The organism is Chryseobacterium sp. CS3K3.1, assembly GCF_059515165.1.
Window position 1 is genome coordinate 1 of sequence record NZ_JCAKRV010000023.1, and the last position, 12,806, is coordinate 12,806.

At 37.0% G+C, this 12,806-nt stretch carries 13 protein-coding genes and 1 pseudogene; 6 read left to right on the top strand and 8 right to left on the bottom strand.

What is annotated here, in order from left to right; all coding sequences use genetic code 11:
• Positions 1-757: pseudogene (locus AC5YGI_RS18735) on the top strand (hypothetical protein); the annotation flags it as partial.
• A gap of 262 nt (positions 758-1,019) precedes the next feature.
• On the opposite strand, the gene AC5YGI_RS18740 reads toward AC5YGI_RS18735, so the two are convergent.
• The 4 genes from AC5YGI_RS18740 to AC5YGI_RS18755 form a co-directional block, all read right to left on the bottom strand.
• Positions 1,020-1,595, bottom strand: a complete 576-nt coding sequence (locus AC5YGI_RS18740) for a hypothetical protein (protein WP_496169237.1) — start codon at positions 1,593-1,595, stop codon at positions 1,020-1,022.
• 166 nt (positions 1,596-1,761) lie between these two features.
• Positions 1,762-2,799 (bottom strand): peptidylprolyl isomerase, encoded by a 1,038-nt coding sequence (locus tag AC5YGI_RS18745; RefSeq protein ID WP_228406592.1) that lies wholly within the window; start codon positions 2,797-2,799, stop codon positions 1,762-1,764.
• Between the two features lie 82 nt (positions 2,800-2,881).
• Complete coding sequence (locus AC5YGI_RS18750) at positions 2,882-3,394, bottom strand: FKBP-type peptidyl-prolyl cis-trans isomerase (RefSeq protein WP_227941437.1); 513 nt, start codon at positions 3,392-3,394, stop codon at positions 2,882-2,884.
• A gap of 172 nt (positions 3,395-3,566) precedes the next feature.
• Entirely contained in the window at positions 3,567-4,637 is a 1,071-nt protein-coding gene (locus AC5YGI_RS18755; protein WP_277694593.1) for a branched-chain amino acid aminotransferase, read from the bottom strand.
• An 85-nt stretch (positions 4,638-4,722) separates the two neighbouring features.
• On the opposite strand from AC5YGI_RS18755, the gene mnmC2 reads away from it, so the two are divergent.
• Together mnmC2 and AC5YGI_RS18765 are read left to right on the top strand one after the other, a co-directional pair.
• Positions 4,723-5,397 (top strand): tRNA (5-methylaminomethyl-2-thiouridine)(34)-methyltransferase MnmC2, encoded by a 675-nt coding sequence (gene mnmC2, locus AC5YGI_RS18760; protein WP_496169238.1) that lies wholly within the window; start codon positions 4,723-4,725, stop codon positions 5,395-5,397.
• 184 nt (positions 5,398-5,581) lie between these two features.
• Positions 5,582-5,998: an NUDIX domain-containing protein gene (locus tag AC5YGI_RS18765; RefSeq protein WP_110011642.1), complete on the top strand. Its 417-nt coding sequence runs from the start codon at positions 5,582-5,584 to the stop codon at positions 5,996-5,998.
• Between the two features lie 21 nt (positions 5,999-6,019).
• Here the strand turns inward: AC5YGI_RS18765 and AC5YGI_RS18770 are convergent, their stop codons facing one another.
• Positions 6,020-6,724 carry a DUF4294 domain-containing protein gene (locus tag AC5YGI_RS18770; protein WP_110011641.1) on the bottom strand — a complete coding sequence of 235 codons (705 nt, stop codon included), beginning with the start codon at positions 6,722-6,724 and terminating at the stop codon, positions 6,020-6,022.
• A 51-nt stretch (positions 6,725-6,775) separates the two neighbouring features.
• On the opposite strand from AC5YGI_RS18770, the gene chrP reads away from it, so the two are divergent.
• Both chrP and rpe read left to right on the top strand, forming a co-directional pair.
• Positions 6,776-7,849 carry a chryseobasin maturation metalloprotease ChrP gene (gene chrP / locus AC5YGI_RS18775; protein ID WP_062670358.1) on the top strand — a complete coding sequence of 358 codons (1,074 nt, stop codon included), beginning with the start codon at positions 6,776-6,778 and terminating at the stop codon, positions 7,847-7,849.
• Between the two features lie 124 nt (positions 7,850-7,973).
• Positions 7,974-8,624: a ribulose-phosphate 3-epimerase gene (rpe, locus tag AC5YGI_RS18780; RefSeq protein WP_034698534.1), complete on the top strand. Its 651-nt coding sequence runs from the start codon at positions 7,974-7,976 to the stop codon at positions 8,622-8,624.
• Positions 8,625-8,916: 292 nt separating this feature from the next.
• Here rpe and chrI read toward each other — a convergent pair whose 3' ends face one another.
• The 3 genes from chrI to chrA are packed head-to-tail and all read right to left on the bottom strand — an operon-like array spanning position 8,917 to position 10,764.
• Positions 8,917-9,402 carry a chryseobasin maturation helper ChrI gene (gene chrI / locus AC5YGI_RS18785; RefSeq protein WP_496169241.1) on the bottom strand — a complete coding sequence of 162 codons (486 nt, stop codon included), beginning with the start codon at positions 9,400-9,402 and terminating at the stop codon, positions 8,917-8,919.
• 39 nt (positions 9,403-9,441) lie between these two features.
• Entirely contained in the window at positions 9,442-10,539 is a 1,098-nt protein-coding gene (gene chrH / locus AC5YGI_RS18790) for an MNIO family chryseobactin maturase (RefSeq protein WP_496169243.1), read from the bottom strand.
• A 3-nt stretch (positions 10,540-10,542) separates the two neighbouring features.
• Positions 10,543-10,764 carry an MNIO class RiPP chryseobasin precursor ChrA gene (gene chrA, locus AC5YGI_RS18795; protein WP_496169244.1) on the bottom strand — a complete coding sequence of 74 codons (222 nt, stop codon included), beginning with the start codon at positions 10,762-10,764 and terminating at the stop codon, positions 10,543-10,545.
• Between the two features lie 153 nt (positions 10,765-10,917).
• Here chrA and AC5YGI_RS18800 point away from each other — a divergent pair, with 153 nt between their 5' ends.
• Positions 10,918-12,765, top strand: a complete 1,848-nt coding sequence (locus tag AC5YGI_RS18800; RefSeq protein WP_496169245.1) for an alpha-L-fucosidase — start codon at positions 10,918-10,920, stop codon at positions 12,763-12,765.
• The last annotated feature ends 41 nt before the right edge of the window (positions 12,766-12,806 follow it).

Below are 12,806 nucleotides of genomic sequence, written 5' to 3' on the forward strand. Positions count from 1 at the left end.
GACTGTACAAACACCCGATAATAGTTTCGGGATCAACCACAGTAATGGAACCATCAATCTGAAAACCTACATTGGAGGAGGAGCTGCCTACGTAGGAACGACAACCGCCAATAATCTTAATCTGACAACCAACAACACGCCTAAAGTAACAATAACTTCAACCGGAAATGTAGGGATTAATCACAGTAACCCTGATCGCACACTGGATGTGAATGGGAATGTAAGAATCCGCAAGATAGATTATGTCAATACTGCTCTTAATTCAGGAATCGTACTATCTGATGCCGGAGGTGCTATTACACAAATCAATTCCACGAATTTTATCAAATCATTAAAGATTCCCAATAATATTTTTAATGCAGAACAGAGATCATCAATTTCTACTTACCTGCCGGGGAATGGAGCCAGCAATACAGTCGTATTAAGCTCAGTTAATATCAATGATCCAAACAATGGCACCTGGAATTCATCTACTAATTCGTATACCGTTGCTAAAACAGGAATATATGAGATTACAGCAGGTGTAAAACTTGAAAATACAAATACTAATAATACCCACAGTTTATACATTCACGCAGGCTCTACAACGTGGATCTATGCAGGAACTAAACTATCAGGAGCAGTCGTTTCATCGGGAGGCACTTACGTAAAGTTACTTAATGCGGGAGAAGTAATTTACTGTGAAACAAGATCAGGGGGACCAGGTAGTTATACACAAGGTACTGCATTTATGCATATTATCTATACACCATTATAGAACTTTTTGCAAACAAACTGTAATAAATTAGTTGTACACTTTATTATAAACACATGAGTCGTTTTAAAATAAGTCGACATAAATAGTCAGACAATAAAAAATCCGGAGAAATATTGAGTTTCTTCGGATTTTTTATGAACTTTATCTGGTCGTAATTCAGGTTAAACATATTCTTTTATTACGTTATAAGACAGAAGTAATAAAGCCTTACTAAAATCTGTATTTCTATGTTTTTTTAATATAAAAGTTAAAACTTACCACTTTAAAACTTATCCAGAATTTTCTTCGGCAAGATCTTCACCAGTTCTTTTTTATATTCTTTTTCAAGAATAACAAATTTCCATGCCTTTTTATCTTTTGAAACCGCACAGGCTTTCATAGCGGCGTTGATGAGATATGAGCCTTCGCTGGCGACATATTTCACATTATTTGCTCCGTATTTGGCTGTCAAAGCACCGTTCATTCTCTTTTTCATATCATCATTCAATGAACTGACATTACATTTCAGTTTCAAAAAATAAGGGGTAACAGAAAAATACTCGCCGGTTATGAGCTCAGGTTTTTCAATATTTCCAAACTTCAGATCTTCTACTTCAATTTTCATAAATGGATTATTGTAAGTCATATTCAAAATCTGTGTCATCTGCTCTTTTGACACTATGGTAAAGAATTTTGGGTATATGCCGTTTACTGCCTGATCCATTTGTTTAGCTTGAATACTGTTGACAAAATAGGTGAGTGATTTTTTTATTGCTGCATCGTCAGGACTTGCCCCACTCTGGGAAAACCCCATAAAAGACAGCAGAACGAACAGAAACAGAAGTGATTTGGTTTTCATTATCTGGGTTATTATAAGTTTAAGATGATTTCGTATCAGAAAAACATTTAGCCTTTCCGGATGGTAAATGGGTCGTATCATTTACACAGATCGTTACAGAATATCTCTGTGCAGAATAAAAAAAGCCATCCTTACGGACGGCTTTGATACTATTGTGAAGATTCAATTATTTTACTTTTACAAGCTCAACATCGAAAACCAACCATGAGTTTGGCGGGATCACTCCTCCTGCTCCTCTCTCTCCGTAAGCCATTGCAGGCGGGATCAATAATGTAGCAGTTTCACCTTCTTTTAATAACAGGATACCTTCATCCCATCCTTTGATCACTCTTCCCATTCCGATTGGAATTTCGATAGGCTCATTTCTCTTGAATGAAGAATCGAATTCAGTTCCGTCTACCAGTTTACCTGCATAGTGTACAGATACATTATCACCAGCTTTTGGCGCTTTACCGTCTGCTGTTTTTGTAATTTTATAGTAAAGACCTGATTCTGTTTTTTGCATACCAGCTTTCAGGTTTTCAACCAATTTCTCCTGGTTAGCTTTGAATTCTTCTTCTCTTTTTTTCTTTTCAGCTTCTTCTTTAGCGATGAAAGCTTTATTGTTTTCTGCTATTTTAGCCTTTCCTTCATTGAAAGTTTTAGCCGCATCGTAGTGCTTGTATTCGTCACCTTTGCTGAAAACAGAAACTTTTTCTAAAACGATATCTGTTTTAGGTTTGTCCTGAGCTCCTTTTTCAACGTTAGCAATCGCATCAATTACCTCATTTCCTTTTACCACTTTTCCGAAGATCGTGTGTCTTCCGTCTAACCAAGGTGTAGCCACTTCAGTGATGAAGAACTGAGAACCGTTGGTGTTTGGTCCAGAGTTAGCCATAGAAAGAATACCTTTCCCTGTGTGTTTAAGGTCGTTTCTTTCGTCTTCGAATTTATACCCAGGATCTCCCATTCCTGTTCCCTGAGGATCTCCTCCCTGGATCATGAAATCTTTGATTACTCTGTGGAAAATAGTTCCGTCATAGTAAGGAACTCCTTTAGCCTTAGCTTTGTTATCGATTTTCCCTTCTGCAAGACCGATAAAGTTGGCTACAGTTACTGGTGCTTTCTTGTCTTCAAATTTTACAATTAAGTTACCTTTTGTAGTTTGAAGATTGGCATAAAGTCCGTCATTAAGACCTTCGTAAGTTTCTTTGTCTACGTTCATTTTTTTATAAATTGGGGTACAACTCATCAGCGAAATACTTGCCGCTGCCAGAATTATATTCTTGTTAAACAATTTCATGTATTTATAAAGCTTTTAATTTTATGATTAATGGAATGTCGTTGTCTATTTTCTTTTCGTCTCCGTAAGTTCCGTAGGCCAAAGAAGACGGTACCAAAAGTGTTACTTCCTCTCCATCATGTATAAAACGCAAAGCGTTCTCCACTGCTCTCAGTTCATCAAAGTGTCCGAATCTGGCATCTCTTCTCTCAAAAGGCTGATCATAGATTTTAGTCTGGTCAAAATCATACAGATCATAAGAATAGGAAATGGTTGTTTCATCTTTCCTTCTTTCTCTCTGATCATAGCCTTCCACGGTTACCCAATAATTAAGCTGCGTAGGATAATATTTTACAGACTGGCCACTGATCCAGTCCTGAATCTGGCCACGTTCTATACCATTTAAATTTTTCATCCTGTTTTTAGAAACATCCAGATCTTTCTGGCTCAATACCCCGCCTACAGGGGGATGTACCGTCTGTGTATTTCTGTTGCAGCTCAACAGGCTTATGGCTGATATGAAGAGTATTTTTTTCATAAACTTTTGCGAAAATACACATTTCGCGAATCAATTACAAAACTTGACACAGAAATATGTGAATGTTGTAACGCATTGATCCCAGCCAAAAAGTCTTCGTGCATTTTACGTGAATACACAGGTACGAAAAAGCCGGGAAAAACCCGGCTTTCATATCGTTATATCAATAGTATTATACTGTTTCCAATACGTGATCTACCATCACTCTCCATCCAAACGGATCTTCAGACAAATTGGTTTGTAAGTCTACCAGATCTTTCTTAAGGATAGCCGCATAGCTTTCTTCATCAGATAATCTCGGAAGCGCAAGTTTTTCTCCCTGATATCCTAAAGCCTGGAATTGAGTGGTTACTACTGCTGTACCTACACCCCAAACTTCTTTAAGTTCACCGTTCTTTAAAGCTTCGATTACAGTTTTTACCGCAATCGGTTCAATTTTCACTTCGATACCTCTTTTCTTCGCTAACTGAATGAAGCTGTCTCTCGTTACTCCGTCAAGGATTTTCTCAGATGTTGGCGGCGTATAGATCGTATCGTTGATTCTAACAAACACGTTCATTGTACCACTCTCTTCGAAATATTCGTGTGTAGCATCATCCGTCCAGATGATTTGCTCATACCCTTCTTCAATAGCCAACTGTGTTGGATAGAAAGAAGCCGCATAGTTACCTGCAGCCTTTGCAGAACCTACCCCTCCGTTTGCAGCTCTTGAATAATGATCAGAGATTTTTACAGATACCGGTTCTGAATAATAACTCTGTGCCGGTGTTGCAACAATGGCAAACATATATTTATTAGCAACTCTTGCTTTCAAAGCTTCCTCTGTAGCAAAAATCAAAGGTCTGATATAAAGCGACATTCCTTCCCCCTGTGGAATCCACTCTCTGTCAATATCTACCAAAGCTTTCAATCCGTCTAAAAACATTTCTTCAGTCACTTCCGGCATAGCAAGACGTTTCGCTGACTTGTTGATACGTTCAAAATTCTTTTCAGGCCTGAAAAGGAAAACCTGCCCGTCTTTGTCTTTATAGGCTTTCATACCTTCAAAACAAGCTTGTCCGTAGTTTACTCCCATCATGGCAGGCGTAAATGGAATCGGACCGTAAGGAACTAATTTTACATCACCCCATTTTCCGTTTTCATACTCACAAATGATCATATGATCGATGAAAGTACTACCAAATGAAAAATTGTTAGGGTCAAATGTAGAAATTCTGGAGTTTTCAGTTTTTTGAATTATCATTTTTTAAAATTTTTACGATGTTCTACAAATTTAACATAATTTTCTAAATATAAAAATTTTAGAGTAAATTTGACAAAAAATTAGCTTGAAAAGAGAGATTAAGACCACAAACGACGGAAGTAAAACATTGTTTATCAATGATTTAAATGAAAACTACCATTCTCATCACGGAGCCTTACAGGAAGCCGAACACGTGTTTATCAAAAATGGACTGAATTTAACAAATGATTGCGAAATTAATATTTTAGAACTCGGTTTTGGAACAGGTTTGAATGTTTTGGTAACAATTAATGAATATTTAAAAACTGACAAAAATCATGTCATCAATTATTTTTCGCTCGAAAAATACCCCATAAATGAATCCGAAGTTAAGGATTTGGCTTACTTTGAACTTTTCGATAACCCAGAGTTTAAAAATATTTATCAGAAAATTCATCTGGCAGATTGGGAAAAGTCAGTAGAAATTATTAGTGGATTCAATTTAAAAAAGATAGAATGTGATTTTTTCGACCTGAAAGACATTGATCTGCCAAAAATCAACCTCGTCTATTTCGACTGTTTTGGAGCCAGAGTACAGCCAGACCTTTGGGAAAAGCCATTGTTTGAACTCGTAGCTGACAAAATGGCCATTAACGGATTATTAACCACCTACTCTTCTAAAGGCAGCGTAAGAAGAATTCTTCAGGAACTGAATTTCCAGGTGGAGAAAAAACAAGGACCTCCGGGAAAAAGAGAGATGATTAATGCAATTAAGTTGTAGAAGGAAGCCGGATGTTTACAGCCGGGAGCTTAATTAATTTGATTTTTTATTTTAAAATAATAATCAATATAATATGATTCAATATTATTAGATGGTATTAAACTTCCAGCTTCACGCTTCCAACTTCCGGCTTTTCCAACAAAATTCCTTACATTAGCTATACAAAATATTATACATTATATATATGATAGACAAGATCAACATTAGAGTGTATGCCTGTGCGGTAAAAGATAAACAAGTTCTGACCTTATTTGAAGAATATGCCGGCGAACCTTTAATGAAATTTCCGGGCGGCGGACTGGAATACGGTGAAGGAGTTCTTGAATGTCTGCACCGCGAGTTTGATGAAGAATTGAATGTAAAAATCAATGTGCTAGAACATTTCTATACTCAGGAAAATTTTCTGGTATCGCGTTTCAGAGAAAACGAACAACTTCTTACCATATATTATATAGTAGATATCGTTAACGAGGAAGACTTTATTATTCTGGATCCCTGTATCGAAAAAACAGAATGGATTGATATCGACAGACCGGACAATCCTTTTCCTCTTCCCATAGATAAAATTGTATTTGATAAATTAAAAGAAAAATTCCTGTAAGCATTCTTACAGGAATTTATATTATTTCTTTACTTTAAAATCATTGGCTCCGGGATAAGGCTGCAGATAACCAGAGTTCCAGTTGGACTGCAATAAAGACTCTATGAATTCATCACTTCTGTTGGTGTGGGGATCATAGCGTTCTTTCAGATCAATATCAGCCATTTTTCCTTTTACATTCCACCAGAAGGCACTCCATCCGCCTCTTAATTCTTTGATAATCTCAAATACATTTTTTCCGGTTGCCCTGTTCATCAGTTTTGCAAAAACCTGTCCTTCGGTAGTCGTAAGATCTCTCAATTGCTTTTCATATTGGTCAGCCAGTATATTCTGCCTTTCTCTTACAAATTTTCTTTTGGCTTTGCTGTCCAGATCGTTCATATCTTTCTGGATATCTCTGTACTGCTGCAATGCAGTCACAAACAACGGATACACCCTGTACAGCTTTTTATTCAGAAAATAATAGTAATTCTTATCCAGCTGATTATTAAATCTCGGTTTATTCACTAAAACCAACTCATCCAATACAACTACAGGCTCCCCATTGATTTCATACACCTTAATCTTCTGCTGTTCGTCATAATAATACTTATTGCCAAATTCATCCACTTTCAGAGATTCAGGCGGATACTGATTGAGTGGTTTTGCCACTATACCATCTTTCTGACCAAAAACACTGACTCCAAAAAAGAAAATAAAAAGGCAGATAATCTTACTAAAATTCATTATTTTTACACTTATAAGAAGAAAAATTAAACGCAAAAATCATTCCTTTTTATGAAATTTGAAAAGAAATCTTTGAAATTTTTAGAGAAATATTTAAACACATCATCTCCAACAGGTTACGAACATAAAGGGCAGGAAGTCTGGATGGACTACATCAGACCTTACGTGGATAAAATTGAAGTAGATCATTATGGAACCTGCTATGGAATCATCAATCCGGAAGCTGAATTTAAAGTAGTGATTGAAGCACACGCTGATGAGATATCATGGTACGTCAATTATATTACAGATGACGGATTAATTTACGTCATCAGAAACGGAGGTTCTGATCAGACGATAGCTCCTTCAAAAGTTGTCCACATCCATGGTGAAAACGGAATTGTAAAAGGAGTATTCGGATGGCCGGCTATTCATACCAGAACCAACCAGAATGAGCCTACTCCTAAAATTGAAAATATTTTTATCGACTGTGGTGCTACTTCTAAAAAAGAGGTGGAAGAAATGGGAATCTTTGTAGGATGTATGATCACCTATCCGGATGAATTCTTTGAAATGAACGACAGATATTTTGTCTGCAGAGCTCTGGACAACAGAATCGGCGGTTTTATGATTGCTGAAGTAGCCAGACTTTTAAAAGAAAATAAGAAATCAATTCCGTTCGGACTTTATATTACCAATTCTGTACAGGAAGAAGTAGGTTTATACGGAGCAGACATGATTGCTGACACCATCAAACCGAATATTGCCATTGTAACGGATGTTACCCACGACACAACCACTCCGATGATTGAAAAGAAAAAAGAAGGAGATCAGAAATGTGGTGCCGGACCAGTAGTATTCTTCGCTCCAAGCGTTCATCATACTATCAGAGAACTGATTATTGATACTGCAAAAACCAAGAAAATACCTTTCCAGAGAGCTGCCGCCAGCAGAGCTACCGGAACAGATACAGATGCCTTCGCCCATTCCAACGGCGGAGTACCAAGTGCTTTAATTTCCTTACCTTTGCGTTATATGCATACTACGGTAGAAATGGTATCTAAAGAAGATGTAGGTAATGTCATCAAACTTATCTATGAAACAGTTCTTAAGATTAAGCCGGAAATGAAACTGAAGTATCATTAATTGAGATTTCAGATATGAGACAGCAGATATCAGACTCTAATAAATACACCTACTTCTGCTCTTTAAAGATCTGAAATCTGAGATCTAGCATCTTATATCTAAATAAAAAGTATAAAAAGTAAAAATGAAAACGAAGCTTATTGCTCCATCCCTTTTATCAGCAGACTTTGGGAATCTGCAAAGAGACATTGAAATGCTGAATAATTCTCAGGCCGACTGGTTCCACATTGATGTCATGGACGGAAGATTTGTTCCTAACATTTCTTTTGGTTTTCCGGTGATGAAAACCGTTCAGCAGCATGCTAAAAAATTTGTGGATGTTCACCTGATGATCGTGGAACCTGAAAAATATGTTGATGAATTCATCAATCATGGTGCTGATCTTGTTTCTGTACATTATGAAGCATGTACCCATCTTCACAGAACCATTCATCATATTCAGAGCAAAGGAGCAAAGGCAGGTGTTGTTTTAAATCCTTCTACTCCGGTATTGATGCTTGAAGATATTATTGCTGATGTGGATCTTGTATTGCTGATGAGTGTAAATCCGGGATTCGGAGGACAGAAGTTCATTGAAAATACTTACAAAAAGATTGCAGAAACCAAGGACCTGATCTTAAGTAACAACTCAACTGCACTTATCGAGGTAGACGGAGGAGTAAATCTTGACAACGCTTCCAAATTATTTGAAGCAGGTGCCGATGTTCTTGTTGCTGGAAATGCTGTTTTCTCAGCGGAAAGTCCGGAAAGAACAATCGAGCTTTTAAAAATCTAAAAGAAGCATCTTCATGATAAAACAAAAGAGGCTGTCTCAAAAGGTAAATTAACGCTCTGAGAATTTCCTAAATGACAAAAGTTGTCAGGCAGGAGTCCGAGAGAGGGGGTACTTTTGAGACAGCCTCTTTTCTCTTGTTTGGAAATTTAAGTCGTCTTGGTTATAATCTTTTTTTCAACTTATTTGAAAATGTTTAAAACTATCTTGCTAACAACACAAAGATCTGAATAAAACCAGACGTACACATCGGTAGAAATACGTAATTTAATAGTAGGTATTTTCACTTAATCCATTATAATTCTTTATTCCACACACAGGCGCAAACTACAAAAAGGATGGAAATCACGGAAAAAACAGTTCTTATATTATTGAGAAAATTCCATCTGTTTTCAAAATTTTCCCGCATCTGTCTGATCGCTTCTGTCGTGGAACCGGAGATATAAAACTTATCCAAAGTATCATTCATAGGAACATTTCCGGCGACCGTTACCCCAAAAACTCCAATCAGATAAGCCAGTGTAGCAAGAAGAAGAAAAATAAAAACAGGCTGCTGTCCGCGGAGCAAAAATGTAGATAAGGGAAGAAGAACCAGCGTTCCCATAAAACTCATAAAGAATACAGGGTTCAGAATTTCCCTGTTGATATTCTGCATAGCTTTGAGGTATTCCGTGTCAGAAAGTTTTCCCAGACCGAGCACAACTGAGCATGAATACGCATAGAAAAGTCCTCCTATCAAAGCAGTGAGGACAGCGGTAATGATCAATACTAATGTTGTCATTTTCATATATTTTGATTTTGGTTATCAGAGAGAATAGAATTAATAAGGATTCCATTTTTTAATGATATTCTGTGCTGTAAGAATCATTTCAGCGTCCCAATGTTGTGTTTTAAAATACTGAAAGTCCGCATCTTGAACAGCCTTCACATCTGCGTTATCATAAAGAAGCCTTGTGAGTTCCGACTGTTCTTCATACAAAAGCAGGTCTTCCAAAGGTTTTTCGAAAAGTTTCACTTCCTTTTTACACCAACGTTTTTTTTCTTTGAATTTCAGGTCTGAAGTTTCAATTATTGTTCTGACTTTATTAAAATCATCCAGAAAATCATTTCTTTCTTCTTCGGTTTTCAAGGTATTTCCCAATCTTTCAATAATAATGTATTCCAGATTTGGACACTGGGTAAGAACCGAGGGTAAAACAGAGAGAATTTCTTCAGGAATAACATCATCATGAGTATCTCTCCTCACTTGCTTCTTTCCATATGCGCTCTCCTGCCAGCTGCCGCCTGAAAGATGAATCTCTTTTATTTTATCAAGTGGATACTGGTTTATTATTTCCTGAAGACCAACTTCAAAATTACAGGACTGGCAGTAAATATTATGCAGATCGAGGATCAGAAAACCATCAGTATCTTCTATCAGTTTGTCAAGGAAAACCCCTTGCTCTTTCACATCATCAATGGAAAATGAGAATGCCAGATTTTCCACGCCTACAGGGATATTGACAGCTTCCTGAAGTCTGTATAACCTGTCTTTTCCTATTTGTAAAGTTTTGGAATGTAAAGATACCGGTAAAGGTACTCCCTGATGAAAATTTTCAGTATTCATGAAGCCAAAATGTTCCGTAATATGATTGTATTTCCGCAAGCTGACTTCTTCTTTAAGTTTTTTCAGCCATTCTTCCTGCCTTGCTGTCCATCTTGCATCAAATAAAGAATAATATACTCCATGCCCTATTAAACGGTTATTTTCTGCGTAGAAATTCAACAGATCCCGAAGCCAATCCGGCTCATTGGTGTGATAAAGCGTATCAAAAGACCATTCCATCACTTCTATGGAATTATCCTGCAACAATGGCAAAACAGCAGAAAGAAAATCTGCTTCCGCCATCATTGATACTCCTAACATGGGCTTTCTCATCTTCTATCCCATTCCGCAGGCCGGACAACCATATTCGTGGAGTACAAGGGTATCTTTTTTAACTACCGGCTTAGGGGCTCCCGGTTTTTTCTTTTCAACGGTGTCCGCGGAAGTGGCTTTCTTTATTTTTTTGACAGGCTTTTTTGCTTTAGTTTCTGGTTTAGTAGTCTGCGCAGATACACTTACCGCTAATAAACTTGCCATTAATATTGCTGGAATTTTCATAATTTCTTTTTCAGATAATTTTACAATAAACGTTCCATTTATAAAAATACAATAATAAGAAACGTTTTAACAACAATTATCATTAAATATCACAAACTATTCTACACTATAATGTTTTCTTTATCTATATTTAATGTTAAAATAAAACTATATATGAAAAGCAGTCTGATTAAAGCTGTCTTCCTTGGATTGATATTATCTGTAAGTAGTATCGACGCACAGGTTCAGGCAGTTGACAACAGCAAAAAAATGGAATGGTTTAAAAATGCCAAACTGGGAATTTTTATTCATTGGGGAATCTATTCGGTTAATGGAATCTCGGAATCATGGTCATTCTTCAATAATTATATCAATCACGAAAACTATATGAAACAGCTGAATGGTTTTTCAGCTTCAAAATACCAGTCCGAGCAATGGGTAAACCTCATTAAGGAATCCGGAGCAAAATATGCGGTCATTACCACAAAACATCATGACGGTGTTTCATTATGGAATTCAAAGGCAGAAAAGGCCACTACCATCCCTCAAAATTCTTTGGCTAAAAAAGATGTGCTAACTCCTTTTGTTTCAGCAATGAAAAAGTCTGGATTAAAAACTGGACTTTATTTCTCTTTGCCGGATTGGAGCCATCCGTATTATGACATCAATACCCGGACAAAAAAACGCTATGAACTTAAAAATGATCCAAAGCGCTGGCAGAATTTTATCAGCTATTATCAGGGTCAGCTTAATGAGTTATCTGCCCAATATTCTCCAGACCTCCTTTGGTTTGATGGAGACTGGGAACACACTTCCGAGGAATGGAAAGCTTCTCAAACCCTGGATTTACTCAGGAAATACAATTCCAATATCATTATTAACTCAAGACTCAATAATCATGGAGATTACGACACTCCCGAGCAGGGCATTCCGGTAGTTCCGCCTCAAAATCAATATTGGGAGCTTTGTTATACCATGAATGATTCCTGGGGGTATCAGCCTTTTGACAAAAGTTATAAGACACCCAATATGATTGTAAGGACTTTGGCAGACGTGATCAGCATGGGAGGAAATCTTTTGCTTGATATCGGTCCGAAATCAGACGGCAGCATTCCGGAAGAGCAAATTGAAATTCTGAAAAACCTGGGCAGATGGACATCCAAAAATGAATATGCCATCTATGAAACAACCCGCGGAATTTCTTTTGACAACTATAAAGGAAAATCAGCGTTTTCAACCTCGAAAAAATCTTTGTTTCTTTATCTTGAAGAAGCTAAAAAACTTACAAAAATCTATGGACTTGCAACAAAACCCCTTTCTGTAAAAATCATTGGAGATCCATCTGCTGTTGTTACAATGGATTATAATGCTGAGAAAACACTGAATTTGAATTTCTCCAAAGTAAAATTTGACAAGGATGTCACGGTGGCAGAACTTACTTTTGACACTCCTCCTGCATTTTTGAACGATTTTAAGAAGGAAAAACATTCTCTCCCCGAAATACTGGAAAGCAAAAATACCCAGGAAGCCGTCTATGATATCGCCAATGCTTTAAACTATGATCAGAATTTAGTTACCCATGAAGGCCTTACTCAAGATGGCCTTGACATGAAAATAAACAAAACGTCTAAAACAAATCCGGAAACCATAGAATGGATAAGCAAGCATGCCGAAGCTTTATTTGAAACAGGAAAAGGCCTTCCGGCTGGTCACTACCCAGGAATGAGCGCTTTATCAAAAGACAAACAGACTCTATATCTTTTTGTGGAAGGAGTTCCTACAGGACCTATTGCTCTGAAAGGGATAAAAAACGAGATTGCCAGAATAAGAGTTGTGGGTGAAGGCACTATTCTTCCTCATACGATTTATAATAAACTGTACTGGAGTGACAGACCGGGAATTATTTATATTGATATCCCTAAAGAAAGACTGGATCAACAACTGACGGTGATCGCGGTTTTGCTTAATAAACCTGTTGAGCTATACAGAGAAAAAGTGGGAGCTATTGAAAATAATCTTTAAAGATCCCTGTAAAAACAAAATCCGGAGAAAATTCTCCGGAT

Bases quoted from the DNA above. Each gene is read 5' to 3' on its own strand.
- chrI (WP_496169241.1), bottom strand. From the start codon at position 9,402: ATGACAACATTAGTATTGATCATTACCGCTGTCCTCACTGCTTTGATA.
- chrA (WP_496169244.1), bottom strand. From the start codon at position 10,764: ATGAAAATTCCAGCAATATTAATGGCAAGTTTATTAGCGGTAAGTGTA.
- chrH (WP_496169243.1), bottom strand. From the start codon at position 10,539: ATGAGAAAGCCCATGTTAGGAGTATCAATGATGGCGGAAGCAGATTTT.
- AC5YGI_RS18750 (WP_227941437.1), bottom strand. From the start codon at position 3,394: ATGAAAAAAATACTCTTCATATCAGCCATAAGCCTGTTGAGCTGCAAC.
- AC5YGI_RS18800 (WP_496169245.1), top strand. From the start codon at position 10,918: ATGAAAAGCAGTCTGATTAAAGCTGTCTTCCTTGGATTGATATTATCT.
- AC5YGI_RS18755 (WP_277694593.1), bottom strand. From the start codon at position 4,637: ATGATAATTCAAAAAACTGAAAACTCCAGAATTTCTACATTTGACCCT.
- AC5YGI_RS18765 (WP_110011642.1), top strand. From the start codon at position 5,582: ATGATAGACAAGATCAACATTAGAGTGTATGCCTGTGCGGTAAAAGAT.
- chrP (WP_062670358.1), top strand. From the start codon at position 6,776: ATGAAATTTGAAAAGAAATCTTTGAAATTTTTAGAGAAATATTTAAAC.
- AC5YGI_RS18745 (WP_228406592.1), bottom strand. From the start codon at position 2,799: ATGAACGTAGACAAAGAAACTTACGAAGGTCTTAATGACGGACTTTAT.
- rpe (WP_034698534.1), top strand. From the start codon at position 7,974: ATGAAAACGAAGCTTATTGCTCCATCCCTTTTATCAGCAGACTTTGGG.
- AC5YGI_RS18740 (WP_496169237.1), bottom strand. From the start codon at position 1,595: ATGAAAACCAAATCACTTCTGTTTCTGTTCGTTCTGCTGTCTTTTATG.
- AC5YGI_RS18770 (WP_110011641.1), bottom strand. From the start codon at position 6,724: ATGAATTTTAGTAAGATTATCTGCCTTTTTATTTTCTTTTTTGGAGTC.